22 protein-coding genes are annotated in these 25,679 nt (G+C 69.2%); 13 read left to right on the top strand and 9 right to left on the bottom strand.

All coding sequences use genetic code 11. The annotated features are described in order from the left end of the window. The first annotated feature begins 231 nt into the window (after positions 1-231). The 3 genes from ABZ345_RS16420 (at position 232) to ABZ345_RS16410 (ending at position 5,938) form a co-directional block, all read left to right on the top strand. A complete protein-coding gene (locus tag ABZ345_RS16420) occupies positions 232-1,245 on the top strand; it encodes a hypothetical protein (RefSeq protein ID WP_359848482.1) in 1,014 nt (337 codons plus the stop codon). Between the two features lie 170 nt (positions 1,246-1,415). Beyond that, complete coding sequence (locus tag ABZ345_RS16415) at positions 1,416-5,279, top strand: amino acid adenylation domain-containing protein (RefSeq protein ID WP_359848479.1); 3,864 nt, start codon at positions 1,416-1,418, stop codon at positions 5,277-5,279. Positions 5,280-5,287: 8 nt separating this feature from the next. Then, positions 5,288-5,938, top strand: coding sequence for an HAD family hydrolase (locus ABZ345_RS16410; protein WP_359848476.1), 651 nt, complete (start codon positions 5,288-5,290; stop codon positions 5,936-5,938). A gap of 4 nt (positions 5,939-5,942) precedes the next feature. Here ABZ345_RS16410 and ABZ345_RS16405 read toward each other — a convergent pair whose 3' ends face one another. Then, positions 5,943-6,701 (bottom strand): hypothetical protein, encoded by a 759-nt coding sequence (locus ABZ345_RS16405; protein WP_359848473.1) that lies wholly within the window; start codon positions 6,699-6,701, stop codon positions 5,943-5,945. Between the two features lie 56 nt (positions 6,702-6,757). On the opposite strand from ABZ345_RS16405, the gene ABZ345_RS16400 reads away from it, so the two are divergent. Next, positions 6,758-7,483 (top strand): MerR family transcriptional regulator, encoded by a 726-nt coding sequence (locus ABZ345_RS16400; RefSeq protein ID WP_359848470.1) that lies wholly within the window; start codon positions 6,758-6,760, stop codon positions 7,481-7,483. Here the strand turns inward: ABZ345_RS16400 and ABZ345_RS16395 are convergent. Then, complete coding sequence (locus ABZ345_RS16395) at positions 7,465-8,037, bottom strand: dihydrofolate reductase family protein (protein WP_359848467.1); 573 nt, start codon at positions 8,035-8,037, stop codon at positions 7,465-7,467. The genes ABZ345_RS16400 and ABZ345_RS16395 overlap by 19 nt on opposite strands. A 252-nt stretch (positions 8,038-8,289) precedes the next feature. Continuing rightward, the gene (locus ABZ345_RS16390) at positions 8,290-11,037 is read right to left on the bottom strand and encodes an AAA family ATPase (RefSeq protein WP_359848464.1); all 2,748 of its coding nucleotides are present in this window, start codon (positions 11,035-11,037) and stop codon (positions 8,290-8,292) included. 95 nt (positions 11,038-11,132) lie between these two features. Here ABZ345_RS16390 and ABZ345_RS16385 point away from each other — a divergent pair, with 95 nt between their 5' ends. Then, positions 11,133-11,348 (top strand): hypothetical protein, encoded by a 216-nt coding sequence (locus tag ABZ345_RS16385; protein WP_359848461.1) that lies wholly within the window; start codon positions 11,133-11,135, stop codon positions 11,346-11,348. Here ABZ345_RS16385 and ABZ345_RS16380 read toward each other — a convergent pair. Continuing rightward, on the bottom strand, positions 11,345-12,085 hold the full coding sequence (locus tag ABZ345_RS16380; protein ID WP_359848458.1) for a hypothetical protein: 741 nt from the start codon (positions 12,083-12,085) through the stop codon (positions 11,345-11,347). The two genes, ABZ345_RS16385 and ABZ345_RS16380, sit on opposite strands and share 4 nt — an antisense overlap. A 96-nt stretch (positions 12,086-12,181) precedes the next feature. On the opposite strand from ABZ345_RS16380, the gene ABZ345_RS16375 reads away from it, so the two are divergent. From ABZ345_RS16375 to ABZ345_RS16365, 3 genes are read left to right on the top strand one after another with little or no spacing between them, the layout of a single operon-like run. Beyond that, positions 12,182-12,625 carry a hypothetical protein gene (locus ABZ345_RS16375; RefSeq protein ID WP_359848455.1) on the top strand — a complete coding sequence of 148 codons (444 nt, stop codon included), beginning with the start codon at positions 12,182-12,184 and terminating at the stop codon, positions 12,623-12,625. A 35-nt stretch (positions 12,626-12,660) separates the two neighbouring features. Beyond that, positions 12,661-13,020, top strand: a complete 360-nt coding sequence (locus ABZ345_RS16370; RefSeq protein ID WP_359848452.1) for a hypothetical protein — start codon at positions 12,661-12,663, stop codon at positions 13,018-13,020. Between the two features lie 9 nt (positions 13,021-13,029). Then, positions 13,030-13,410, top strand: a complete 381-nt coding sequence (locus tag ABZ345_RS16365) for a MerR family transcriptional regulator (RefSeq protein ID WP_359848449.1) — start codon at positions 13,030-13,032, stop codon at positions 13,408-13,410. Here the strand turns inward: ABZ345_RS16365 and ABZ345_RS16360 are convergent. After that, the gene (locus ABZ345_RS16360) at positions 13,376-16,102 is read right to left on the bottom strand and encodes a BTAD domain-containing putative transcriptional regulator (RefSeq protein ID WP_359848446.1); all 2,727 of its coding nucleotides are present in this window, start codon (positions 16,100-16,102) and stop codon (positions 13,376-13,378) included. The two genes, ABZ345_RS16365 and ABZ345_RS16360, sit on opposite strands and share 35 nt — an antisense overlap. Positions 16,103-16,502: 400 nt before the next feature. Here ABZ345_RS16360 and ABZ345_RS16355 point away from each other — a divergent pair, with 400 nt between their 5' ends. Beyond that, positions 16,503-17,141 carry a DNA alkylation repair protein gene (locus ABZ345_RS16355; protein ID WP_359849070.1) on the top strand — a complete coding sequence of 213 codons (639 nt, stop codon included), beginning with the start codon at positions 16,503-16,505 and terminating at the stop codon, positions 17,139-17,141. A gap of 7 nt (positions 17,142-17,148) precedes the next feature. On the opposite strand, the gene ABZ345_RS16350 is transcribed toward ABZ345_RS16355, so the two are convergent. Next, the gene (locus ABZ345_RS16350; RefSeq protein WP_359848443.1) at positions 17,149-17,445 is read right to left on the bottom strand and encodes a hypothetical protein; all 297 of its coding nucleotides are present in this window, start codon (positions 17,443-17,445) and stop codon (positions 17,149-17,151) included. 210 nt (positions 17,446-17,655) lie between these two features. Between ABZ345_RS16350 and ABZ345_RS16345 the strand changes: the two genes are divergently transcribed. Further along, on the top strand, positions 17,656-18,852 hold the full coding sequence (locus tag ABZ345_RS16345) for a helix-turn-helix domain-containing protein (RefSeq protein ID WP_359848440.1): 1,197 nt from the start codon (positions 17,656-17,658) through the stop codon (positions 18,850-18,852). 7 nt (positions 18,853-18,859) lie between these two features. On the opposite strand, the gene ABZ345_RS16340 is transcribed toward ABZ345_RS16345, so the two are convergent. Continuing rightward, positions 18,860-19,516, bottom strand: a complete 657-nt coding sequence (locus ABZ345_RS16340) for a hypothetical protein (RefSeq protein WP_359848437.1) — start codon at positions 19,514-19,516, stop codon at positions 18,860-18,862. 53 nt (positions 19,517-19,569) lie between these two features. After that, positions 19,570-21,075, bottom strand: coding sequence for a carboxylesterase family protein (locus ABZ345_RS16335; protein WP_359848434.1), 1,506 nt, complete (start codon positions 21,073-21,075; stop codon positions 19,570-19,572). Between the two features lie 139 nt (positions 21,076-21,214). Between ABZ345_RS16335 and ABZ345_RS16330 the strand changes: the two genes are divergently transcribed. Beyond that, positions 21,215-21,625: a hypothetical protein gene (locus ABZ345_RS16330; protein ID WP_359848431.1), complete on the top strand. Its 411-nt coding sequence runs from the start codon at positions 21,215-21,217 to the stop codon at positions 21,623-21,625. A gap of 6 nt (positions 21,626-21,631) precedes the next feature. On the opposite strand, the gene ABZ345_RS16325 is transcribed toward ABZ345_RS16330, so the two are convergent. Further along, positions 21,632-22,495, bottom strand: a complete 864-nt coding sequence (locus tag ABZ345_RS16325) for a peptidase inhibitor family I36 protein (protein WP_359848428.1) — start codon at positions 22,493-22,495, stop codon at positions 21,632-21,634. A 172-nt stretch (positions 22,496-22,667) separates the two neighbouring features. Here ABZ345_RS16325 and ABZ345_RS16320 point away from each other — a divergent pair, with 172 nt between their 5' ends. Both ABZ345_RS16320 and ABZ345_RS16315 read left to right on the top strand, forming a co-directional pair. After that, positions 22,668-22,823, top strand: coding sequence for a hypothetical protein (locus tag ABZ345_RS16320; protein ID WP_359848425.1), 156 nt, complete (start codon positions 22,668-22,670; stop codon positions 22,821-22,823). A 142-nt stretch (positions 22,824-22,965) separates the two neighbouring features. Next, entirely contained in the window at positions 22,966-25,674 is a 2,709-nt protein-coding gene (locus ABZ345_RS16315) for a hypothetical protein (RefSeq protein ID WP_359848422.1), read from the top strand. Positions 25,675-25,679: the final 5 nt, after the last annotated feature.

The following is a 25,679-nucleotide window of genomic DNA, read 5'->3' as shown; positions in this document are numbered from 1 at the left end:
GCGACAAGCGTTTCGGCCACGAGACCCGAGTTCCCCAACCCGGGCACAACAGTCAATCCCCCAGCAAGCACCACCGACGGTAGTGACACCGCCACCGCTCGCCATCCGCCGATCAGCGTAATCCGCCCGTCCGGCGTTGCGCATCTCGCCGTAGCCGGGCCACTATCGAAGCACAGCACCAGGGGGAAATGTCCACTGTGGACATCTAGTGCGCTGACCTTGGGGGTCAAGGTGATTCGCAGAGTTCTCACCGTCGGACTGACGGTGCTCGCACTCGGTTCGGCGGCTACCACCGCGCAGGCGACAGACGACCTGTTGCCGTTGCCGGGGTTCGGTGACCTCGTCGTGGACGACGCGCATGAGCGCGTGTTCGTCAGCGGCGGAGGTTCCTCGAACAGCGTCGTGGTGGTCGACGAGCACGGACGCGTGAAGAAGAAGATCGACAACCAGTTCGGCGCCACCGGCCTCGTGCTGAGCGAGGACGGCAGGACGCTCTACGTGGCGCAGGCGGCGGGAGACGCGATCTCCGCCGTCGACACCACGACCTTCGCGGAGAAGGCGCGGTATCCCACGGGAGCGCGGACCTGTCCGGCGCACCTCGCCCGCACAGGTGCCGTCGTGTGGTTCGGCTACGGCTGCGAGGACGCGTGGAACGGTGGCGTCGGCAAACTCGACCCCGCCGCCGCCGCACCGGTGAGCCTCGACGAGCAGGGCGACGTCCTGTTCCAGAGCGCGCCGCTGGTCACCTCGGCCGGCACGACCGTGGTGGCGGGCCAGCTCACCACCAGCCTGTCCAGCGTGCACGTCTACCAGGCGGGCACGGACGGCAAGCTGAAGCCGGGCGCCTCCGGTGACGCTGCGGGCGGCAACCTGACCGACATCGCGCTGAGCCCGGACGGCACGAGCGCGTACACCGCGGCGGGTTCGCGCACGCAGGTGCAGGGCTTCGCGACCGAGGACCTGTCCGGCAGGGGTTCCTACAGCACCGGGCCGTATCCGAACGCCGTCGCCGCCTCGCCGACCGCCACGCACGTCGCGACCGGCGCCTACACCACCAGGAACAAGGCCGTCACGATCTTCCCGGTCGGTGGCACGGTGCCGGTGAAGTCCTACGACCTCGGCGGCGCGGTGCTCGCGAACCGCGGCCTGGCCTGGTCGGCCGACGCCAAGCGGCTCTACGCGGTCCTGCAGACCGCGACCGATTCCCGGCCGCGGCTGGAGGTGTTCTCCCGACCCTTGAGCTGACGCACGCGGCCCCGCCGGGCCTGGTGTCCGGCGGGGTCCCGGGTTCGCCGAGGTCGATCCCGACAGGACAGCGGGACGCTCCAGCCGGTTTCGAGGTGACGATCGTACGTTTTTCAACGTGTGCTGCCTCGTGCCACTGGCGCCCGTTGATACCTTGGGGGACTTCTGAGATGTCGAACGAAGCTGCGGTGGACGGCGGCTGCCTCCCCGACCTGCTGCGCAAGCAGGTCGAGCAACACCCCGATCGCACAGCCGTCGTCTTCGGCGGCGACAGCATCACCTACGGCGAGCTGTTCGAGCAGAGTTCCGCGCTGGCCACGCACCTGTGCCGGCTCGGCATCACCGCGGACGACTGCGTCGGCATCTTCGTGGAACCGTCGCTCGACCTCGTGGTCGGCGCGTGGGGAATCCTCTGTGCCGGCGGCGCTTACCTGCCGCTGAGCCCGGAGTACCCGGAGGAGCGGCTCCGGTACATGATCGAGGACTCGCGCACCAAGGTCGTGGTGACGCAGCCCGCGCTGAAGCAGCGTCTTGCCGAGCTCGCGCCGAGCACCACGCGGATCGTCACGCTCGAAGACTGCGACGAGGCGTTCGACGACGGCTTCTCCCCCGCGCACGACAGCCTCGCGTACATCATCTACACCTCCGGCAGCACCGGCCGTCCCAAGGGCGTGATGATCGAGCACCGCAGCATCGTCAACCAGATGCTGTGGCTGCACGACGTCCACGGCATCGACGGCACGAAGCGCGTGGTGCAGAAGACGCCGATGAGCTTCGACGCGGCGCAGTGGGAGATCCTGGCGCCCGCGGTCGGCAGCACCGTCGTGATGGGACGTCCCGGCATCTACCGCGACCCCGAGATGCTGATCGAGACCATGCGCGAGCACGACGTCACGACGTTGCAGTGCGTGCCGACGCTGCTCCAGGCGCTGATCGACACGGAGGAGTTCCACACGGTCACGTCCCTGCGGCAGGTTTTCAGCGGCGGCGAGGCGTTGTCCCGCACGCTGGCGCAGAGCTTCGTGGAGACCATGCCGGGCATCGGGCTCATCAACCTCTACGGGCCAACGGAAACGACGATCAACTCATCGTCCCACGTGGTCGATCCCGCCGAGCTGGCCGACGCACCGAAGTCGATCTCGATCGGCCTGCCCGTCGCGAACACCACGTACTTGGTGCTCGACGAGAACCGGGACCTCGTCACGCCCGGCGAGATCGGCGAGCTCTACATCGGCGGCATCCAGGTCGCCCGCGGCTACCTGCACCAGCCGGAGCTGACCGCGGAACGGTTCGTGGACGGGATGTTCCGCACCGGCGACCTCGTGACGCAGAACCTGGACGGCACCGTGCAGTTCGCCGGACGCGCGGACAGCCAGGTCAAGCTGCGCGGGTATCGCGTCGAACTGGACGAGATCCGGCTCGCGATCGAGACGCACGACTGGGTGCGCAACGCGGCCGTGATCGTGAAGTCCGACGAGCGGACCGGGTTCCAGAACCTGATCGCGTGCGTCGAGCTGAACCCCAAGGAAGCCGCCCTGATGGACCAGGGCAACGCGGGCTCCCACCACCAGTCGAAGGCCAGCCGACTGCAGGTCCGCGCGCAGCTGTCGAACCCCGGTGTGCGCGACGACCTCGGCGGCCGGGAGTCGTTCGCGCTGCCCGGCGAGGAAGCGTCGTGCCTGCAACGGAAAGTGGTGTTCTCGCGCAAGTCCTACCGGTTCTACGAGGGCGGCCAGGTCACCGACGACGACCTGCGGCGGCTGCTGGAACGCAAGCCGACCGGCGCCGGCTCCAAGGACCCGAAGTCCCTGCGGTTCGCCGAGCTGGGCGAGATCCTGCGTTATTTCGGCGCGCACTTCAGCGACCAGCGTCTGCTGCCGAAGTACGGCTACGCGTCGCCGGGTTCGTTGTACGCGACGCAGCTGCACCTCGAGCTGCACCACATCGCGGGTCTGCCGGCCGGGCTGTACTACTACCACCCGCTCCGCCACCAGCTCGTGCTGATCTCATCGGTGCCGGAAAGCCCTGTGCCACAGGCGAAGCTGCACTTCATCGGACGCAAGGCCGCGATCGAGTCCGTGTACCTCAACAACATCCAGGAGGTGCTGGAGATCGAGACCGGCCACATGGTCGGGCTCTTCGAGGAGGTCCTGCCCGGCTACGGCCTCGACGTCACGGCGGCGGAGTACACCCCGCGGACCAAGGACCTGTTGGACGTCTCGGACGAGGACTACTACCTCGGCACGTTCGAGCTGTGCGCCTACACCGGAATCCCCGACGACGACGTCGACCTCTACGTCCAGACGCATCCGGGCAGGGTCGCGAACCTCCCCGGCGGCCAGTACCGCTACCGCGACGGCGAGTTCGAGCGCGTGTCCGACGAACTGGTGCTGCGCAAGCACGTCATCGCCATCAACCAGGCGGTGTACGAGCGCGCGAGCTTCGGCGTGACCGCGGTCAGCCGGGCCGCGCAGGACTGGCGGCAGTACGTCGATCTCGGCCGGACCATGCACAGGTTGTCCGCCAACGACGTCGACCTCGGTTTCATGTCGTCGGGCTACAGCTCCAAGTCGGACAACGACCTGCCGTCGGCCAAGCGCATCAACGGGATCCTCACCGACATCGGCGAGGGCCCCGGGCCGTCGTACTTCTTCCTGGGCGGCAAGGTCTCCTACGACCAGCGCCGCAGCCCCGGCATGAAGGAGGACGTCGTCCACATGAAGGGCCCGGCCGAGCTGATCCGCGACGACCTGGTCAACTTCCTGCCGGACTACATGATCCCGAACAAGGTCGTGGTGCTGGACAAGCTCCCCGTCACGGCCAACGGCAAGATCGACGTCAAAGCCCTGGAAGCGTCGGACAAGACCAACGTCGACGACCAGGACCGGCCGTTCGTCGCGCCGCGCACCATCACCGAGCGCCGCATCAGCGAGATGTGGAAGAAGCTGATGAAGCGCGAGACCGTCTCGACGCACGACGACTTCTTCGAGACGGGCGGCAACTCGCTGATCGCCGTCGGCCTGGTCAACCGCATCAACAAGGACTTCGGCACCGCCCTGCCGTTGCAGGTGCTCTTCGAGTCGCCGACGATCGAGCAGCTGGCGCGCCGGGTCGACGGTGTCCACGAAGGACCGATCTCGCGGCTGGTTCCGTTGCAGCCCAACGGCGACGCCGTCCCGGTGTTCTGCTGGCCGGGCCTCGGCGGCTACCCGATGAACCTGCGCACGCTCGCGAGCCGGTCCGAGCGGCCGTTCTACGGCGTGCAGGCGCACGGCATCAACGAGGGTGAGACGCCGTACCGCACGATCCGCGAGATGGCCGCCGCCGACATCGAGGCGATCAAGAACGTCCAGCCGGAGGGCCCGTACACGTTGTGGGGCTACAGCTTCGGCGCGCGGGTGGCGTTCGAGACGGCCTACCAGCTCGAACAGGCCGGTGACGAGGTCGCGAACCTGTTCCTGATCGCGCCGGGCTCGCCGAAGGTGCGCGCGGACCGGGCGAGCGACGAGGCCTCGTACGACAACAAGGCGTTCGTGACGATCCTGTTCTCGGTGTTCGCGGGCAGCATCACCGACGCGCGCCTGGCCCGCTGCCTGGAGGTCGCCCGCGACGAGGACACGTTCGCCGCGTTCGTCAGCAGCGAGTTCCGCGACCTGGACAGCGAGCTCGTGCGACGGATCATCCGGATCGTCACGGAGACGTTCTCCTTCAAGTACACCTTCAGCGAGCTGGCCGAGCGCACGATCACCGCGCCGCTGACGATCTTCAAGGCCCAGGGCGACGACTACTCGTTCATCGAGGGCAGCGAGGGCTTCTCGGTCACCGAACCGGTCGTCGTCGAGCTGAAGGCCGACCACTACAGCCTGCTGCGCGAGCCCGACATCGACGAACTGCTGGCGTCGATGCAGCAACGCTCCACCGTGCAGCAGGAGGTCGCGCGGGTGCCGGTGCTGCTCACCAACGAGCAGATGTCCGAGCTCATCGCGGCCGTCACGAAGGCGGTCACGCTCGCCATCGCGGGAGGCAGGCAGTGAGCCGATGCGTGATCTTCGACCTGGACGGGACCCTGGTCGACACCCCGCGCGGGATCATCACCACGTTCGCCGCGGTGTTCGCCCAGCTCGATCTGCCCACAGTGGACTCGGGCTCGATCCGCGGCACCATCGGGCTCCCGGTGCCCGCCGCGTTCGCGAAGGTGCTCGGGGTCTCCGAGGACGACCCGGTGGTCGCGACCTGTGTCGATCTCTACTGGTCCACGTTCCCCAAGATCGTGCTGCCGATGGCTCCGCAACTGGTGTTCCGCGGTGTGTTCGACGGGCTGCGGTCGTTGCGGGAGGACGGTTTCCTGCTCGCGGTCGCGACCAACAAGTTCATCGCGACCGCCGAGTCGTTGCTGGTCGCGGCCGGCCTTCGCGAGGAGTTCTCCGTGGTGGTCGGTGCGGACCAGGTCTCGAAGCCGAAGCCCGACCCCGAGGCCGGCTTGGTGGTTCTGCAACGACTTGGTGTGCCGGCGGCGAACGCGGTCATGGTCGGCGACACGACGCACGACGTGCTGATGGCGCACGGGGCCGGGATGTCGTCGATCGCCGTGACCTACGGCGTGCACAGCGTCGAACAGCTGCTCAGCGCCAACCCGACCTGGCTCGTCGACTCGTTCCCCGGGGTCGTCGCCGCCGTCCACGAATGCGGCTGACGCCCTAGTAGCCGGCAGCTGTGGCGACCACGGCCACCGCCAGCAGCGCGGTGCAACCGAGCGCGGCCACGGTGACCAGCCGCGCGCGCTTCCGTTCGTCCACTCTCCGCAACGCGAAGACGACCAGCAACAACACCTGGATCGCGTGCAGCCCGATGAAGTGCGGCACGCGGAAGTCACCGCCCGCGCCCACGTCGTGGCTCTGGTACATCACGATCTCCTGCCCGTTGGCGTCGACGACCGTGCGCTGGTGGATCTCGGTGGCCATCCAGTACACCGGCAGGAGCATGCCGACGGTCGCCAGCGAGAGCCCCCACCGGACAGCCCGCATCAACGCCCGGTCGCCACCGCGTTGGAACAACACCAGCGTCACGATGGCCAGTTGCAACAGGAACAACGCCGCCACGCCGTTGGTGAAGATCTGCGTGGCGAGCAGGGTGATCGGGTCGGTCGAGGTGTTGAAGTGGCTGAACGTGCCGCGCGCGGCCTGCGTGGTGATCGCTCCGACCTCGGCGAACGCGGCCACCGCGAACAACGTCCCCATCCACCAGCCGAAGCGACGGGCGCGAGTGAGCGTGCTCAGCAGCCACGAGAGCGTGCCCGAGTAGAGGGCGAAGGCGAGGCCGAACTTGAGCGGCTTCAGCCAGATCGGCTCGCCCAGCAGCATGCGGTCGTCGACGAGGATCCCGGCCGCGGCCACCAGGGCGAGCCCGAGCATGAGCAGTGTGTTGACCAGGAGTGGGCGATGCCAGTTCGTGAACATGACGGCAATGCTCAAAGGCTGACGCACCGTCAAGGTCAAGCCTCAAACTGGACCACGTGCTCACGATCAAGCGACTGGCCGAGTACGTCGGCGTCACGGTGCGGGCGGTGCGCCACTACCACCAGACCGGCCTGCTCCCCGAACCGGAACGCGACGCGTCCGGCTACCGGCGCTACCCCGCCCAGGCCGTCGTCGACCTGATCCGCATCAGGACCCTGACCGCCGCCGGGGTGCCGCTGACCCGCGTCCACGAGCTCATGCGGGCCACTCCGGACGAGTTCGCCACGGCGATCGAGGAGATCCGCCTGGGACTGACGCGGCAGATCGAGGAGCTCCGGCAACGCGAACTCGGTGTCGCCGCACTGCGGGCAGGAGACCGGATGTTCCTGCCCGCCGAGATCGCGGACTACCTCGACCGGTTGCGGGCGCTCGGCGTCAGCGAGCGCGGTGTGCAGTTCGAACGTGACGGCTGGATCGTGCTGGCGGCGAGCTACCCGGACCAGGCGCTGGGGTGGATCGAGCAGAAGGTGGAGCAGCTGGCGGATCCGGAGTTCCGCCAGTTCTACGTCACCTACGACCAGGCCCACGACTGGGATCCCGCCGACCCGCGCCTCGACTGCCTGGCCGACGTCATGGCGGCCAGGCTGCAGCAGGAGGCGGCGCAGACCGTGCACGAGGTGCTGTCCGCCGACGAGAAGTCGCTGCTCGGCGCGCACGTCCGTGAGTACTCGCCGGCGTGGATCCGCCTCGACGAGCTGGTGCGTCAGCGCACGACGTCGTAGACCAGCTTCTGGATGCCGTTCGAGTACGACTCGCTCTCGACGACCTTGAGCAGCTGCTTGTCCTTGTCGGTCTCGCTGAACAGCCGCTTGCCCGCGCCGAGCAGCACCGGGAAGACCAGCAGGTGGTAGCGGTCGATCAGGCCCGCGTCGGACAGGTTGCGGTTGAGCGTCGCGCTGCCGTGGATCGAGATCGGGCCGCCCTCGGTCTCCTTCAGCGCGGCCACGTCGTCGAGCGACCGCAGGATCGTGATGTCACCCCAGTTGTCGACGAGCTGGTCCTCCTTCAGCGTGCTGGAGACGACGTACTTCGGGATCACGTTGTAGCGCGGGAAGTAGTCGAGCGTCGGCCACACCGGCGCGAACGCCTCGTAGCTGACGCGGCCCATCATCATCGCCGCGGCCTCGTCCTGCTCGCGGCCCTTGATCTCGTAGGCGGCCTCGTCGAACTCGATGTCCTTGAAGGTCCAGCCAGAGCTGCGGTGGCCGGGCTCGCCGCCGGGGGCTTCGACGACGCCGTCGAGCGAGACGAACGCGGTGGCGATCAGGGTGCGCATCGGAGTTCTCCTTGGGCTGTTCTGACGTGCTGTCATCAGTGCGTCGAACGGGAGACGCCGGGTATCGACATCTCGCTCCGGGAATTTTCCGACATCGGTGACGACGGCGCTGGACACCCCACCGAGTCCAGCGCCGTCCTCGCCTCAGCGCCGCACTGGACCAGGCCAGCCGTTTGCACCCATCTCTCTTCCCCCTCTGCCACGCCCGGCATCACTCGGGCTGGGGAGGAGTGTTCCGATCTTCGCGCGCGCCTACATGGGGGCGGACCCCTCAATTAGTGGGCGGGCGTAGCGGATGAGGTCGGCCCTGGTGGCCAGGCCGGTGCGAACGCGCAGGTTGGCGACGTGGCGCTCGACCGTGCGGGGAGACAGGAACAGCCGTTCGGCGATCTCGGCGTTGCCGAACCGTTCGACGACGAGCCGCAGCACCTCGAACTCCCTGACCGTGACACCGGCCTTGCGCAGCTCGGCGGGCACGGTGCCGTGGTCGCGCCGCCGTCGTTGCTGGGGTGCTCCGGCTTCCCTGAGCACCGCCCGGCACGCGCCGGCGGCCGGCACGTCGAACTGGTGGAAGTGCTCCTCGGCCTCGCGCAGCCACTCCAGCGGCTCGCCCCAGCCGCCGGCGAGCGCCGCCGGGCCCGCGAGTCTCAGGCCGAGGTGGCGCGGCAGACCGAGGCCGGTGCTGAGCTCGAGTGCTTCCTTCGCGGCCTCATTCGCCCTGCTCGTCTGGCCGTCGCGGCCGAACAGGATCGCGCGGCTCCAGGCGAAGTACGTGCGGTGCAACCGGACCTGCGAGAGATGAGACTCGGCCAGGCGTTCGTACTCGCGCCAGTCCGCGAGGCCGTGCGCGACCCTGACCAGCAGCCGCGGGCCCTGGTAGAAGGTGCCGCGCAGGATTCGCGGTTCGGTGACCTCCTTCTCGATCTCGTCGAACTCGGCCAGCGCGCGGTCGTACTGCTCCTCCATCACCGCGCAGATCGCCGAGGTGTAAGCCCAGATCTCCGCGGAACCACCGTGGTCGCGCAGCTGGGCGAGAGCCTGGTCCGTCGCCTTGCGGTTGCCGTGCATGGACGCGATGCCCGCCTCGATGGCGACCGCGAGCGCCTTCAACGCGTGCAGGCCGAGCCTCTCGGCGGCTTCTTTCGCGCTGGCACCGTGTCTCGTGGCCTTGTCGTACTCGCCGCGGACGATGTAGGTCGCGCCGAGGTGCAGGTCGGCGGCGATCAGGATGACGATGGCGCCGGAGTTCTCCGCCGCGCGCCTGGCGGACAGCAGCGTGTCGACGCCGATGGTCAGGTACTTGTCGGTGATTCCCAGTTCCAGCAACGCTCTGAGCCGCCACGCCGCGAGCCCGTGCTGTTCGGCGACCTGCAGCCAGCGTTGGATGTGTTGCCGTGCCTCGGCGAGGTCCTGCCCTCTGGTGCACCGGGTGAGCACCTCGAGGGCTTCGCAGACGACCTCCGGAGTACCAGTCGCCGCGGCGCGTTCGGCCAGTGCGCGCGCTTTGGGCAGGAGGTCGAGCTGGTTGAGTCCGAGCAGGAGCGTGGCTTTGACGACGTCCACGGCCGGGCAGGGATCTTTCGTCGCCGCGATCAGGTCGAGCCCGCGTTCCCACTCGCCCGCGACGGCCGCGACCCTCGCCTGTGCCAGCCGGACCGCGGCTCGGCGTTCCGGGTTGGCGTGGGACGCGGTGAGGGCCTGCTGAAGTCGTTCTCCCAGTGCGAAAGCTCGCGCGCCGTTGTCGGCAGGCACGACGACCGCGGCCAGCGGGAGGACCGCGGCGAGCGCGTCGAGGAGGTCCGCGGCGAGGTCCGGGTTGTTGCCCTGCAGGGCCTGACCGCGTTCGAGCAGCTCCACCGCGGTGCCGAACCTGCCCAGTGCGGCCGCGTGCCGTCCTGCCTTGACGAGACAGCCGATGGCTTTCCGGTGGTCCCCTCCTGTTTCCCAGAGCTCGGCGATGAGTTCTAACTCGTTGGGGCGCAAGGTTTCTGTCGTCTGGGCTGCTTCACGGGCGAGCATTGCCCGTCGCGTCGGCGTCATCCGGCCGCGGATCGCGTCGGCGGTCAGCGCGTGGCGGAACCTTTGGCCGTTGACGAGCTGCGCGCGTTCGGCGTCCTGCAGCAACTCTGCCGCGTTGTCCAGTTTTGTCATGGCTGCCACGACGTCGAGCGGAAAGGTGGTGCCGAAGATCGCGGCGGCTTCGAGCAGGGCGATGCAATCGGGGCCAAGCGCGTCGACCCGGTGCAACGTCGCCGCGGCGACCGTGGGCGGCACACCGGCTCGCAGGTCGGCGTTGAGCAGCTCCTCGACCACGAACGGCACCCCGTCCGCGATCCTGGTGAGCGTGGCGAGGACGTGGTCCGGCGCGGGCTCGCCGAGGCAGTGCCGGACCAGCTCGGCGACGTCTTCGTCGGTCAACCCGTTGAGCCGCAATACGCCCGCGACCCGGCGCGCAGCGGCCGCGGCCGCGAGTTGTTGTGCGCCATCGGGATGCGGCCGCAGCGTTGCCAGAAGCAGGACGGGTTCGCCGGCGAGGTTGTCGAGCAGGTAGTCCACGACGGCCAGCGTCTCGCCGTCCGCGTCGTGCAGGTCCTCAAGCAGGACAACGGTTTTCTCGGCCGTGAGGAGTCGCAGCACCGCCTCGGCCCTGACCACGGCCGGATCGGGCACGCCGGCGGGTGCGTCCGGGGTCATCCTGCGCAGCACGGGCAGATACGCGCCGAGCTGCCGCTCGTCCGGCACGGTCCGGCGAAACGCCGACAGCACCGCCTCGCACAGCGCCCGCAACGGCACCGCCCGGCTCGCTCGGCCTCTGAGCACGCGAAACCCGCGCTGCGAGGCGTGCGCGGCGATCTCCGAAGCGAGCCGCGACTTGCCGATTCCCGGTTCCCCCACCAGGAACATCGCGCCACCGCGACGATGCTCGGCCCGTGCCACCGCGGCCCGCAGTGCCGCTGTCTCCTCGCTCCGGCCCACCAGCACGGGGGACGTGAACTGCATGGCCCGCGACACTACTAGCCGGTCAGGAATCGAGAAGCGCGGCCGTCCTCCCACTCCTAACGTTGTCCGCAACACCAACCGGGAGGACAACCACAATGAGCGGCAACAAGCGGATCCGTCAGTTCCACCGCGTGGTCAGCATGATCTTCATGGCCACCGTCGTCTTCACCGCCGTGGCCCTGACCGTGAACAACTCCGCGATCTGGGTCTCCTACGTCCCGCTGCTGCCCCTGTTCGTCCTGATGGGCACCGGCGTCTACATGTGGTTCCTGCCGACGCTCGCCCGCCGCCGCGCCCGCCGCGTGGCCTAGCCCTTCAGGCGGTTCTCCAGGTGCGTGAGGGTGGCGTCCAGCGCCACCCCGTACACCGCGATCCGGCAGGCCAGCCGCTGGAACGTCACGTCCGACGGCGCCACCGCCAGGCTGACGACCAGCTCCCGCACCAGCCGCCGCGTCTGCGCGACCAGCACCTCGACGCTCTCGGTGATCTCCGCGAACGCCGCCGACACCGCGCAGAGCCCTCTGATCGCCTCGACGTTGTGCCCCATCAACCGCTGATGCTCCTCGGCCCCGTCCCACGCGGGCACGTCCCGCTCGAGGAAGCCTTCGAGCTCGTCGGCCATGGCCCGTTGCTCGGCCGCGATGTTCCACCAGGTCCTCGCGTGCGCGGCGATGACCTCAGGCCTGCCGGTCAGCTCGTCCAGCACGTCCTTGAGAGGCCCGATCTGCTCCATGGCCGGCCGGCTCGGCTCCTCCACGGGCACGACCAGGGAGGGCACGGCGGCTTCGCGGACCGGGTCCGGTTCCGGTGGCCTCTCCCCGGCGAGGTCGCAGAGCCCGGCCACGATGAGGCGCAGGTTCTCCTCGACGTACTCGACCAGTTCGTCCTGCCGGGCGTGCTTGTCCAGCACGGTCTCGATGATCCACCGGCACAGCCGTCCGTACACGGTCTCGTCGCCGACGACGTCCGCGCTGGCGTCGTGGACGGCCGTGAACCGCACGCGAACAGCCTCGATGTGGCCGGCGTGGCGGAGGATCTGGCCGGTCACGCTCCCCCTCGGCGATCGACGAAAATCGCAGGCTAGCAGCGATACCCTGGCCTGATGGGGGATTCACGCGCGTGCCCGGCACGGGGGTGGTGAGCGGTGTTCAAGTCGCCCTCGCCCCGCCTCATCGCCGGACTCATGGTCCTGGCCGGTGTCGTACTGCTCCTGTTCTTCGCACCGGACCTGCCGGCCGCGATCGACTACCAGTTCGAGCGCGGCACCCCCGGCACCTACGTGATCGACGACGAACCAACGTGCGTCTGGGATCGCCCCGAGCGCTGCTCCACCCGCCGCGGCACGTTCACCAGTGACGACGGCACCGTGACCCGCACCGTCGAACTGCCCGGCTTCCTGCCAGAGGGTTCCAGCCGGGGTGACCGCCTCCGCGCGTACGACATCGGCGAGCCGCTGGCGGTGTACTCGAAGGAGACGGACGGCTACCCGGTCGCGGTGGTGTTCCTGGCGTGCGGGCTGGGACCGCTGATGGTCCTGTTCGGCGGCCTCTACCTGTGGCGCCGCCGCGATCGGCCGCAGCGGGGTTGACTCTGCACCAAGGTGCAGGGTCCATCGTGATCACCATGACGCGAGACGTGACCCGGTGGGGCAAGGCCGGTGCGCTGTACGACCTGGTGGCGAGCGCGGCGTTCCTCACGCCCTGGACCGCCGCCGCAACGCTGAGCCTGTTCGGCTCCCCCGCCCACGACGCCATGACGCTCCTGTTCGCCACGTTGTTCGGCACCGTCGTGGTGATGTGGTCAGTCGCGCGGTGGCTAAAACCCGAACCGCTGCTCATCGGCATCGACACCGTCGGGCGCGCCCTGTTCAGCATCTGGTTCGCGTGGGCCTTGTGGCACGGGCAGACGCCGGTGCTGGCGGTGTTCCTGGTCCTGGAGCTGTTCTGGGGCGCGGCCCAGCTGCGCGCGTTGGTCCGGAGGTAGTTTCCCTTGGTGCGCATATCCGAACTGGCCCGCGCCGCCGGGGTGGGGATCAGCACGGTGCGGTTCTACGAGCGCCGCGGCCTCGTCACACCCACCGCCCGCACCCACGGCGGCTACCGGCACTACGACCCCGAGGCGTTGCGGCGGTTGAAGTTCATCCGCCGCGCGCAACGGCTCGGCTTCACCCTCGCCGAGGTCGAGCAGATCCTGGCCGTCTCCCAGCCTGGCGCGGACGACTTCGGCGAGGTGATCACCGAGAAGGTCGCCGAGATCGAACGACGTCAGCGCGACCTCGACCGCGTGCGCCTGGCGTTGCTGGAGGTCGCCGCCAACGGTGTCCAGGAGCAGTGCCCGATCATCGCGGCACTGGACGAGTCGGCAGTGGATTGATCCGCGACCGCACGTCGTCGGCGTGCGGGTGGCCGAGATCCTCCAGAATCCCCAACGCTTCCTGCCAAGCCGCACGAGCGGACACGGCATCACCGGCCGCCAGATGGCTGTCCCCGAGGTGGATCAGCACGTCAGCGGTCCAGTAGTGGTCCCCGAGAGACCGGAACACCTCGAGCGACCGCTGATAGCAGGCGATCGCCTCACGATGATCACCGCGATGGTGGTGGATGTAGCCGAGGCTGTCCCAGGTCGACGCCTGCCCGTCGAGGTCGTCGGGCTCCAGCAACCCCAGCGCCGCCTGGCACGACGTCAACGCCTGCTCCCAGTCGCCCAGCAACGCCTGGTACCAGCCGACGGCGTTCAACGCGCCAGCCTGACCACGCCGATGACCGGCCGCCGCGTACAGCTCCATCGCCTGTGAGGAGTGGTGCAACGCCTGGTCGTGATGCCCCTGCCGTTCACACACGTACGCGAGCTCGCGATGAGTCAGCGCCTGTCCGACGGGTTCCCCGGAGACGTCGAGGCTGCGCTGCAAGTGCGTGTGCGCGTCGTCGAGGTTGTTCAGCTGTGTGCTCGCACGGGCCAGGTAGCGGTGGGCATGGCTCTGCGCCAACGGATCCGCGAGCCGCAGTGCGGCGTCGAGAGCGACCTGGCCGACGGCAGCGAGATCGGGCCAGTGGCCACGGCGTTCGAGAAACTCGGCCAGTGCCCACGCGAGGTGCCGGGCGTGCGTGTCGAGCCCGGTGGCGGCCGCGTGGTCGACGACGGCGAGCAGGACGTGGTGCTCGGTCGTGAACCACGCCAGGGCCTGCGCGAAGTCCGTGAGGCCCTCCGGATGAGCACCGGGCTGAGGCGCCGGCGGGGTGATCACGTCCCGCGTCGGGCTCAGCAGCCGGGTCGCGGCGTGGGCGGTGTGCACGTAGTGGTCGTGCAGTCGTGCCGTGGCAGCACGTCGTTCCGCATCGATGTCGTGCGTCTGAGCTTGCTCGATCGCGTAGGCGCGCAAGAGATCGTGGAACACGTACCGGCCGGGCTGGTGCTCGGTCAGCAGGTGCGCACGGGTCAGCTCGGCGAGCAACGGCCGGACGGGCAACGCGCCGAAAACACTGGCAGCGGCCGCGACCGAGACGTCCGGGCCGGGATGCAGGCCGAGCAACCGGAACAGCCGGGCGGGAGCGGGCTCCAGTGCGTGGTACGACCAGGAGAACACCGCCCGCACGTCGGTGGCCGAGTCACCGCCGTCGAACGGATCGAGCCCTCCGCGCAGCTCAGCGGCGATCGCGCGCAACGGAAAGCTGGTGCAGGCAACACGAGCGGCCACGATCGTCAACGCGATCGGCAGGCCCGCACACCGCGTGATGATCTCGTCGGCGACCTCGGGCTCGGCGCGCAACCGGTCCACCCCGAGGCGATCGACCAGCAGGTCGTGAGCCTCCCCTGTGGACAGAAGATCCAACGCCAACGGATACGCGCCATGGGTCGCGACCAGACCCGCCAACCGGTTGCGGCTCGTCACCAGCACCAGGCACCCGGGACTTCCCGGCAGCAACGGCCGGACCTGATCCGCGTCCCGCGCGTTGTCCAGCACGATGAGCATTCGCTTGTCCGCCAAGGCACTGCGCAACAGACTCGTCTGCGCGTCCAGGCTCGCCGGGATGCGCTGCGGGTCGATGTTGAGCGCGTCGAGGAACGCGCGGACCGCCTCACCCGGCGCCATCACCGCACTGCTGGGATCGAACCCGCGCAGGTTCACGTACAGCTGACCGTCCGGGAACCGCTCCGCGACCCGGTGCGCCCAGTGCACCGCCAGCGCCGTCTTGCCCACCCCGGCCGTCCCGGAAACGACGATCGGCTGCTGCCCGATCATGATCGCGTCGAGCGCGGCCAGTTCCCGGCCCCGCCCGGCGAACGACCGCGGCGGTGCGGGCAGTTGCCGAGGCACCGGCCTCGAAGCAGCGGGAGAGCTGATCGTCAGCGACGGGTCCGCGGTCAGCATCTGCTTGTGCAGCAAGCGCAACCCGGGCCCGGGATCGGTACCCAGCTCGTCGGCCAGCCGCACCCGGACCTGCTCGTACCGCAGCAACGCGTCGGCCTGGCGTCCGGACCGGTACAGCGCCAGCATGAGCTGCCCGGCCAGCCGCTCGTCCAGCGGGGACTCCACCGCCGCGGCCTCCAGTTCGGCCAGCAGCTCGCCGTGCCGCCCCTGGTCCAGCGCCAGGTCGTTGAGGTCGAGCCGCGCGGCCAGCCTGCGCGCCTGCGCCCCGGACCGCACCCCGGCCAGCCACGGTGTGTCCAAAGTGGAGAAAGGCTCACCGCGCCACGACCCGAGCGCTTCGGTGAGCAGCACGGACGCCCGGTCCGGCTCGAACCGCGCCCGCTGCACCAGGTGGTCGAACCGGTGCAGGTCCACCGACAGCGGGTCGACGGTCAGCACGTAACCGCCCTGCCTGCCGGTGATGCGAACATCTGCAGGCAGCACCTGTCTGAGTCTCGACACGTACCCGGCCACGGCGTTGCGCGCCCGGCGCGGCACCTGCTCGCCCCACACCCGGTCGACGAGCACGTCGACCGGCACCAACCGGTTCGCGTCCACCAGCAACGCCGCCAGCACGCACCGCTGCCGGGCGTGGCCGACGTCCACGACCCGGCCGTCCACCCGGACCTCGACATCGCCGAGGAGCCCGAACTCCACCACCAACTCCCCCTCAGGAGCCGTCTGAGCAGCCGATCACACGACTACCGAATCTCCGCCGAACCACCGAGGCCTACCGTCCTCACGCCGCGGAGCGCACATTGTCCACCCGGATTTCCCAGCGCCGAACGCTCCTTCGCCGTGTCAGCACAGCGGTTGCGCCGACTGCCGCCACCGTCGCGCTCGCAGGCGTCCGCTCAGTCGCACATCTCGTCCGCCATCAGCACCAGCACGGTCCGACAGCCGACGCCGCCCACTACACCGGCGGCGCCGCCAAGCTCAATCAGCAGTTCGTCGTAGCACCCACCGGCACGTCCAGGCACAGCGGCGGTGCCTGACCTAGGCTGTCCGCCATCGAGGACGGGAGGCTGGGGTGGCGGACACCGCGGTGGCCGAGGTGATGGCCGAACTGGCCGCACTGGAGGACCCGCAGGCACGCGTGGTCAACGAGAAGCACGGCGACGACCACGGCGTGAACCTCGGCAAGCTCCGCGCGATCGCCAAACGCCTCAAGACCCAGCAGGACCTGTCGCTCGAGCTGTGGGCGACCGGCGACACCGCGGCGCGGCTGCTGGCCCTGCTGATCTGCCGCCCCAAGGCGTTCACCCGCGACCAGCTCGACACGATGCTGCGCGAGGCCCGCCGGCCCAAGGTGCACGACTGGCTCGTGAACTACGTGGTGAAGAAGAGCGCCCACGCCGAGGACCTGCGCGTTGCCTGGTTCTCCGACCCGGATCCCGTCGTCGCGAGCGCGGGGTGGGCCCTCACCACCGAACGGGTGGCGAAGAAGCCCGAAGGTCTCGACCTGGCGGGTCTGCTCGACACCATCGAGGCCGAGATGAAGGGCGCCCCGGAGCGCCTGCAGTGGGCGATGAACCACTGCCTGGCCCAGATCGGCATCGAACACCCGTCGTCGCGGGCCCGCGCGATCGAGATCGGTGAACGCCTCGAAGTGCTGAAGGACTACCCGACGCCGCCGAACTGCACCTCGCCGTTCGCGCCCGTCTGGATCAACGAGATGGTCCGCCGCCAGGGGTAGCTCGCAGTCAGCTGGCCGCGAACGTGGACTGTCCCGGTGCCGGGGGCAGCTCGAGCAACTGCACCGCGACGTCGAGGAACTCACCGCCGCACTGCCACAGCGCGACGTCGGGGTCGACGACGAACGGGTCCGCAGGGTCGACGTCGCCCTCGCGCACGCGGTAGGCCAGCGCTTCCGACTCGGAGTAGGCGAGCACCGTCTCGTTGGTGCCGCGCCACAGCCTCCGGAACATCACGGCGTTGACGCGCGTGACGGCGTCGTGCACGACTGTCCGCTGGAACCCGCGTCGCAGTAACAGCTTCATGCAGTCCTGGATGCTGCTCGCCTTCGGTGTCAAGTCACCCTGCCCAAGCCGGTGGAGCTGCCCATTCTGGCGCGGCTCAGAAGTCCGCCCCACCGTCCATCACTCGAACAGGTCAAACGTTTGGGTCAGATGCACAACGCTCAGCGCGTCCGTTCGTGCAACACGCCCACGAAAGTCGACCGCTTCGGGCGATGGCACTGGTGCGGTCGCATGCGCAAGCCTCTGCCGGTGGTCGACATCCCGGCACCGAACCCGCTCGCCCCGCTGTACGAGCGGGCCGCGACGCAGATTCCCAGCATCGCCGAGAAGGTGCTGGAGGCGTTCTTCGCCAGATCAGCCGCCTACCGGCAGCTCCCGCACCAGCTCGTCGACCGCGAGATCACCGAGGCGGTGACCCGCAACCTGCAGGTGTTCCTGCGCTCCCTGCGCGAACAACGACCACCGGCCCCCGAGGAACTCGCCGACCAGATCGCCACGGCCGTGCGCAGGGCTCAGCAAGGCGTACCCCTCGACGTCGTGCTGAGCACCTACCACGTCGCCGCACACGTCGGCTGGTTGTCGATGGCAGGTGTCGCCGAACCGGACGAAATCGGTGACCTGCTGGCGACCGTGCCGGCGCTGCTGCAGTTCCTGAGCGCCGCCGTTCCCGCCGTCGCCGCCGCCTACCTGACCGAGCAGCAGGCCCTGCACGCCGAACGCCGCGAGGCAGGCCGCGCGTTGGTGGCCGCGTTGCTGACCGGCCGCGAGGCAGAGCCGCTGGCCGAGCGGATCGGCCTCGAACTGTCCAGCCACCACGTGGTCGTGGCCGTGCGCGTCGAGCCCGCGTCACAGGGCACGCTGGCGCGCCGGCTGCGGGCCGAACTGCCGAAGCACGCGCTCTCCGCACTGGACCACGACGGCGGCACCATCCTGCTGCCCACCTCCGCAGACGCCCTCGAAGCCGAGCTGGCCGATGCCGCCGACCTGGTCCGCAAGCTGCACACCGCGGCGGGCGTCAGCCTGGTCGGCGGCATCGCGGCGGCGGAGAGCCGGGAGGACGTCCCCACCGCCGCGCGCCAGGCCGCCGACATCGCCGAACTGGTGCAACGCCTGGGACGCCCGCCCGGCGCGTACGTCCTGGACGACGTGCTGCTCGAGTACCAGCTCTGCCGTCCGGGCCCCGGCCGCAAGCGCCTCGCCCGCGTGATGGACCGCCTGGCCGAACACCCCGACCTGCTGCACACGCTCAGGGTGTTCCTCAACAGCGACCACAACCGCCACCGCACGGCCGAAAGCCTGCACCTGCACCGCAACACGTTGAACTACCGGCTGCGCCGAGTCACCGAACTGACCGGCTACAACCCCGCCGACCCCGCGGACATCAGGCTGCTGGCCGCGTCACTGATCGTCCACGACCTGCGAGCCTGACCCGGCGTCACTTCCGGTAGAAGTGCACGTTGCGCCACTGGTGCTCGGCGCTCGCGGCCTGCAACGTGCCGTAGACGCCGTACTTGAAGTAGTGGTCGCCCTTCGGCCCGTTGTTCGTGTGCACGAGCTTGCCGTTGATGTAGATCGAGTAGCTGCCACCGGTGGACGTCGCGTTGTGCGTGACGTTGACCCGCACCCACTTGCCGTTGATGTTGCTGACCAGGTCCTTGCCGCCACCGCGCAGCGTGCCGCCGTTCTTGGTGTGGGACCTGATCATCAACGTGGTGGCGCCGTCGCCGTCGTTGCCGAAGATCTGCATGGCGCTCTCGTCCTCGGTGCCCGCGGTGACCTTGAGCTCGCCCTCGAACTGCCGCTGCCCGGTCCGGTAGTTGTCCTGGATCCGCGCCTCGACCCGGTTCGACCCCTTGTTGAAGAGCTTGAAGCTCTGCACCCCGCCTTCCCTGCGGTACGACCCGCCGGGCCCGGTCGCGCTGGTCGTGCTGCTCGGGTAGCTCTTGATCTCGCCGCTGCTCTGGATCTGCAGGTTCCACGCGGGGTCGTACTCGGTCCACCCGCTGCCCACCGGCCCGGCACTCGCCGTCGGCTGGATCACGGCGAACGTCAGGGCGGCGGTGGCGGCTATCGCAACAACTCGTCGTGCCATTACTCGCTCCTTGTGCAATGCAGGGATACACAGGCGGCGACCTTGTGAGCCCGTCAGTCCTTCCAGAAGTCGCAGTGGTGTTCTTCGGCCAGGTCGACCGGGCGCACGTCGCCCGGCGCGAACGACTGCACATAACCACGGTTCCCGGTGAACTGAGGCCAGTCCGAAATTCCGGTGCGCGCGAACCTCGCCCACCCGTGGATCATCCGCTCGGACAACCGCTGCTGGTCGCCCGTGAACCGGGGCGCGCGCCCACCGAGGTCGAAGAAGTCCCACAGATCCGACGCGTGCTGCGCTCCCAGCGGCATCGGCGGCGGAACCGGCGACAGCTTGGGCGGGTTCGGATCCGCGAACTCGTACTCGTAGACCTTCGTCCTGGCCGCCAGCCCGCGCGCCGTCTCGTACTGGGTGCACGACCACATCCGATCGGTCACCACCGCCGCCCACGCCAGCGCCGCCGACCCGTACTTCTCCGGCGCATACAGGGATTTGATCTGATCGGCCCGCTCCCCGAACGTCTCCTTCACCACGGCTTCGAACGTCTCGGCGCTCATCGGCTTCCCGCTGTCGTACGCGGCAGCCCACGGCGTCGCCTCGTTCTTCGTCGTCCCGCTCAGCACCGGCACCCTGTGGAACCTGCCCTGCTTGACAGCATCACCCGGATACGAAGGCAGAACCGGTGTGCCGTAAGCAGGTTGGATGAACGCGAAGTGCTGCGGCATCAGCTCCTCGGCTGGTTTCTCGCGCAGGCAGGCCACATCCGCGCACTTGAGTTCGTGCGCGATCTCCACTCCGTGCTCCTCCAAGGCTTTCACGGGTTGGAAGATCGTCGCTTCCACCTCACCGCGGTACTCGAAGTTGTCGAGCCACCCCGTCCTGCACGACCCGCTCTGCATGACGGCCTTGTCGAACAACCCAGCCGCACCAGGCGAAGTGAGCTGAGCACACACGCTCATCGCACCGGCCGACTGCCCGGCCAGCGTGACATTGCGCGGATCCCCGCCGAAGTTCTGGATGTTGTTCCGCACCCACCTGAGCGCGGCCTGCTGGTCCTTCAACCCGAACGTGCCCGAACCCTCCAGCCCGGGCATGCCGAAGAACCCGAAGATCCCCAGCCGGTAGTTGACCGTCACCACGACGACATCGCCCTGCTCGGCGAACCGCCGCGAGTCGTAGTTGCTCCCGGCCCCCATGAAGAACCCGCCGCCGTGCACCCACACCACAACGGGCTTGTTCCTGGACTTGGCTGGCGTCGTAACGTTGAGGTACAGGCAATCCTCCGCCGTGCTGCCCTCCGGCAACTCCCCCGGCAGCTGCGCACACGCGGGCCCCGGCTTCGTCGCATCCCGCACGCCGTCCCACTTCCGCGGCGCTTTCGGGTCGCGCCACCGTTCGGGCGGCGCCGCATACGGAATGCCCTCGAACACCCTCGTATGCCCGTTCACCTCACCTCGAACGGCCCCGAATCCGGTCCGCACAACGGAATCGTCCGCGTGCGCCGCGGTCGTGCCCGCGATGAGTCCTGCCGCTACGAGCGGCACCAGCCAACGTTGTTTCACAACAACCCCCTCAGTCGTGGCGCCCAGTCCACCTGGGGTGGCCTGTTCGCGGCGAGCCGCGAAGGTCGTCGGCGGCTACGACAAAGGTGGTCGCTGGAGAGGTCCTAAAGAAGTTGCCGCCACTCCTAAGGTGAACCGCATGGGGCGCCACAAGTTCCGAAAGCTCGTGGTGGGCGACGACCGGTTCATCTGGACGGTCGGTCACGGCTGCCGGGAATACCGCGAACTGGTGAGGTTCCGCAAGTTCGGTTCGGCCGGGCACGTGCTGGTGGTGTTCAGATCCCGGCCCGCGGAGGGGCACTTCACCTCGGACGAGTACGACAACGGCACGGCGAAGCACGCCGACGGCCGGCACCTGAACCTCCACCTGCCAGGCGTGGCGCGGGCGTTGATGGACGAGGTGATCTCCCGCGGCTGGCAGCCGGACTCGACAGGTCACGTGGAGATGGACGGGTGGGACCTGTTCGACGCGGTGACGTTCCGGATCATGGCCCACAACGCGGAAAGGCCGCCTGATCGGGATCAGGCGGCCTCTCGACGATTCAACTGACCGAGATCAGTCGCCGTACGGGTTCTGCATCGAGACGTGCACGTGGTCGTAGTGGCCACCGGTCACACCGCTGTCCGCGGTGTAGTTGCGCCAGCCCTCGGACGAACGGGCCACACTCCAGATCTTGCCCTGCCAGATGACGTAGCGGACGTCGAGCTTGGCCGCGTACTTCTTCAGCCAGTTCGCGAGCTTCCAGCCCTGTTCCTTCTGGGCCGTGGTCGGGTACGTGCCGATCGCGTTGGAGATGGTGCAGTCGAGAGCGTTACCGGTGTTGTGGTTGCTCGTCGACGACTCGCCGCTGCGGTAGTCGCCCACCCAGCAGTCCTTCTCACCGGTCAGGCGACGGATCTCGTCGTCCACGAACTGCGTCTTCTTCGTGGCCTGAGGCGCACGGGCCGTCGCGTTCGGGTGCGGGTTGTTGTTCGGCTCGCCGTAGCTGCCGCCGGGCGGGGTCGTGCCGCCACCGTCGTTGAGCCTGTGGGAGGCGTTCTCGTTCTTGAGCGTCGAGTTCAGGTTCGCCTTGGAGTTCGCGGCGATCGTCTGGCTGGGGCCCGCGTAACCGCTGTTGAAGTACACGGTCACTTTGTTGTCGGTGCGGTTCCAGACCGAGGCGGCCTCGTTCTTCACGCACAGGCCCTTGCCGTTGCCGGCGCCCTTGAAGTCGTAGCAGCTGGGCTGCTCGTCACCGTAGTCGGAAATCGACGTGTTGAAGTCGGAAACCGAACCGGCCTCGTCGCTGTTGTAGTACAGGCAGAACTCGCCGTCCTCGCAGGACCCGTTGCGGGCCGTGGCCGCGCTGGCCGTCACCGCGCCGAAGGAAACGCTGATCAGCGCACCCATCATCGCCACGAGAGTGAACTTCTTAAGCACGATGTGCCCTTCTCTTCTTAGCAGGATCCGGCCCCGCCGAAATTGCCGGAGCCCGCTTTCTTGCAGGGAAGCTCTTGTTTTCCGCTGGGAGCAGCTTCTCGGCAGCCGCTGACATCTCGCTGACACCGGTCGTCACCGGACAGTCAGCGCCGGTTACGGGCACACTGGGTTCATGAACGACAAGTGGAACGCACTGCCCGACCGGCCCAAGCCGGAGGAGTGGGTCGCGGAGAAGGACACGAACCCGGTGCCGGGCGCCCTCGCCGAAGCCGAGGCCAACACGGAGACGCGGGAGGCGCGCAACGTCGTCGAACGCGGCGGTTTCTGACCGAACCCGCAGCTCACGACGCTAAAACCGGTGGCGCGGGTGCGTCATCATGGTGTCGATGTCGATTCAACTGGCGTTTGGGGTGACAGCCGGCCCTGGGGTGAGCTGCTGGCTGCCCGCGCCCGGCGGTAGAGCCGTGCCCGTGACCACCCGCGCCGGCGCCCACCCGCCGGGCTCTCCTGTCGCCGTCGGCCCAGCCTGCGCTGATCCCGGGAAAGCGCTCCAGCGGCTCGCCCTGCTGACCGACACGGCCGCGGGTGCGGGTGTCGACCTGGGCGACGGCTTCACGTCAGCGCGCCTGGCCGGCGCTCACGGAGACCGCCGCGACGCGGTTCTGGCCGCGCTCAAGCTTCTCGGCACCGACGATCGCCTCGGTGACCGGGCGGCGACCCTGGTGGCCATGTTCGGGCCATCAGCCACGAAACGCGTCGGCGCCGCCGCTCAGGCCGCGGTCGCCGAACAGCGCTGGGCCGTCCTGCACCTCACGTCCGCCGCCTCCGACCTGCTCGGCCCGGAACAGCTGGAACGCGTGCTCGAGCTGCGCACCCCGTCCGGCATCGACCCGTTCCCGCGCGGCGCCGCGTCCACTCTGGCCGATCACCTCGCCTGTGTGCTGACGGGCTACCAACGTCCCCGCCGCCTGACGCTGATCATCAGTCTCTGGGACCACGTGTGCTCGGTGCTCCTCGACCACCAGCGCCGGGAACGCCGGGCCGCGTCGCAGACCCGTGCCGACCGGATCGACAAGCTCCGCGAACGCCACCGCGACCACTTCGACCTACCGCTCCTGCAACGCCTGGGCTGGTCGGCGGGCCGAGCTCCGACCCTGGCCGACGCGGCACGCTGGACCCCGCCCCACTTCTGGCCCGCGACAGAACTCGGCCGGCTACTGCACGACGCCATCGCCGCCACCGCGCTGCTCCGGTTCGCCAGGACCCTGTCCGACGAAGGCCTGGCAGCCGCAGCCTCGAAACACCGCGACGAACTGGTCGCGGCCGACTTCCTCACCGAGGACGAGCGCTCCAAAGCCGCCCGCCGCTTCGAAGGCGCCTACAGCCATCCCGCACGCCCGGGAAACTACGTCCACCAGCTGGTCGAGGCGCTGAGCACGGGACGGACGATCGGCGCGAAGACCGAGACCCACGTGCGGACCCGCGCAGCCATGGCCCGCAACTACGGCGTGGTCATCTTCGACGCCGTGACCGAGCGCCTCGACGAGCTCGGCGAACCTCTCCACCACTGCCACGACACCTGCCAGCCCTGGAGCGTCGCCCAACTCCACAAGTGGCGCACCGCAACGGGTTACGCGCGGACGCCCGGCAGCTGGGACCAGCCGCCGCTGGCCGACGCGCACGCCGACGCCCCGACCCAGCCGTTGTCCCAGCGCCTGGCCGAAGACCCGGCCGCGCTGGAGACCCCGCACGACCTGCTCTGGCTGGCCGACCTGGCCGACGCACTGGCTTCCTTCTACGGCAACGACCGCGCCGACGTCCGCCACGAGCGCCCCAACCCGGCCCTGACCTACGCCGAGCAACCACCCGAGCGTGTGACGTCCGTACCGCTGGAAGCCGCCGGCACCGCACAACTCGTCATGTTCGGCGCCACCCCACCACCCCGCTGCAACAACTGGCCTTCGCTGGCGACCGGCGTGAGCGCCGACGCCGTGATCACCGAGGCCAGCACCGGCACGTTCCCGATCCCTCCCGAGGTGACGGCCCTGGACAAGCAGTCCGTCGCCGGCCTCTCCGTGGAACTGGGCCGCGACCCCAGACAGCTCGCCGAGTGGTCGGGCTACATGGGCAACTGCATCGGCGAGTCCTGGTACGCGGCCCAGGCCCACAAGGGCCAGTGCGTCCTCATCGCCTTCCGCGACCCCGCCGACGGCCGCATCGCCGCCAACCTCGACATCCGCCGCCACACCGGGGGCTGGCACGTCCACGAGCTGCGCGCCCGCTTCAACGACGACGTCGCCCCTGCCCTCGAAAAGCACATCAGGCAGTGGGTCGACAGCATCCCGAGGCGTGCCCCGTCCGCCCCCGAGCCGCTGCTCCCCGTGCCACCGCCACGAACGCGAGGCGGAGCCCGCCGCTCGACAGTCCGCCTGCCAGCGGAACTCACCAAGGCCCTGACCGCGGCGGTCGCCCGGGAACTGTCCGCGGCCGCCCCCGCGCGCCGCACCTACGCCGAACTGGCCCGCGGTCTCGGCCGCCCGGGCCAGCCCGCCGACTTCGACCCGGACGCTGCGGTCATCGCACTCCGACGGGCGGGCCCACCCGTCGAAGTCGTCCGCACGGCCCTGACCAGCCTCGACGCGTCGACGTTGTGGCAGGCGACCCGCGCCCGCCCGCTCACCAAAGCGGTGGCCCGGCTCGACCCAGACCTGCGCGAGTACGACCGCCTGGCCGCCCTCACCGACGGCTCACCGCTGCCCCGAACCCTGCGAGCCCTCGTCCGCCGCCCGGAGATCGCCCCGGCGCACGCCCAGGACGCGGTGGCCCGAGCAGTCCGCGGCGCCATGGGCACGCTGATCGCCGACGAGGCGCTGGCCCGTTCGGTGGCCCGCCGGCCGACACCCGAACTGCTGTGCGTGCTGGCCATCGCAACGACCTGCGCACCTCAGTCCACAACGGACGTCGTGACCCCGCCGGGAACCACCGCTGTGCCAGGCTTTCCCGCCAGCGACCTGTCCGACGAGCACGGCCCGTGGCAGCGCGCCCTGGCCGCGGCGGCCGAACTCGGCGCACCCGTGGATCTGTTCTGGCACCAGGTGGACGAGCACGGTCTGCTCGTTCCGGCCGCCCTGCTGGGGAAGGGCGGCTGGCCCGCTCTCTGGAGCCGCGCACACCGCTGAAAACG

The sequence above is a fragment of the Lentzea sp. NPDC005914 genome, assembly GCF_040629405.1.
Lineage (GTDB): Bacteria > Actinomycetota > Actinomycetes > Mycobacteriales > Pseudonocardiaceae > Lentzea.
Note: the sequence above shows the minus strand (reverse complement) of the source record. Positions and strands in the feature narration are given on the sequence as shown.

Excerpts from the sequence above, each read along its gene's own strand:
- ABZ345_RS16415 (WP_359848479.1), top strand. The coding sequence starts at position 1,416 with ATGTCGAACGAAGCTGCGGTGGACGGCGGCTGCCTCCCCGACCTGCTG.
- ABZ345_RS16405 (WP_359848473.1), bottom strand. The coding sequence starts at position 6,701 with ATGTTCACGAACTGGCATCGCCCACTCCTGGTCAACACACTGCTCATG.
- ABZ345_RS16395 (WP_359848467.1), bottom strand. The coding sequence starts at position 8,037 with ATGCGCACCCTGATCGCCACCGCGTTCGTCTCGCTCGACGGCGTCGTC.
- ABZ345_RS16390 (WP_359848464.1), bottom strand. The coding sequence starts at position 11,037 with ATGCAGTTCACGTCCCCCGTGCTGGTGGGCCGGAGCGAGGAGACAGCG.
- ABZ345_RS16385 (WP_359848461.1), top strand. The coding sequence starts at position 11,133 with ATGAGCGGCAACAAGCGGATCCGTCAGTTCCACCGCGTGGTCAGCATG.
- ABZ345_RS16370 (WP_359848452.1), top strand. The coding sequence starts at position 12,661 with ATGACGCGAGACGTGACCCGGTGGGGCAAGGCCGGTGCGCTGTACGAC.
- ABZ345_RS16355 (WP_359849070.1), top strand. The coding sequence starts at position 16,503 with ATGGCCGAACTGGCCGCACTGGAGGACCCGCAGGCACGCGTGGTCAAC.
- ABZ345_RS16350 (WP_359848443.1), bottom strand. The coding sequence starts at position 17,445 with ATGAAGCTGTTACTGCGACGCGGGTTCCAGCGGACAGTCGTGCACGAC.
- ABZ345_RS16345 (WP_359848440.1), top strand. The coding sequence starts at position 17,656 with ATGCGCAAGCCTCTGCCGGTGGTCGACATCCCGGCACCGAACCCGCTC.
- ABZ345_RS16340 (WP_359848437.1), bottom strand. The coding sequence starts at position 19,516 with ATGGCACGACGAGTTGTTGCGATAGCCGCCACCGCCGCCCTGACGTTC.
- ABZ345_RS16330 (WP_359848431.1), top strand. The coding sequence starts at position 21,215 with ATGGGGCGCCACAAGTTCCGAAAGCTCGTGGTGGGCGACGACCGGTTC.
- ABZ345_RS16320 (WP_359848425.1), top strand. The coding sequence starts at position 22,668 with ATGAACGACAAGTGGAACGCACTGCCCGACCGGCCCAAGCCGGAGGAG.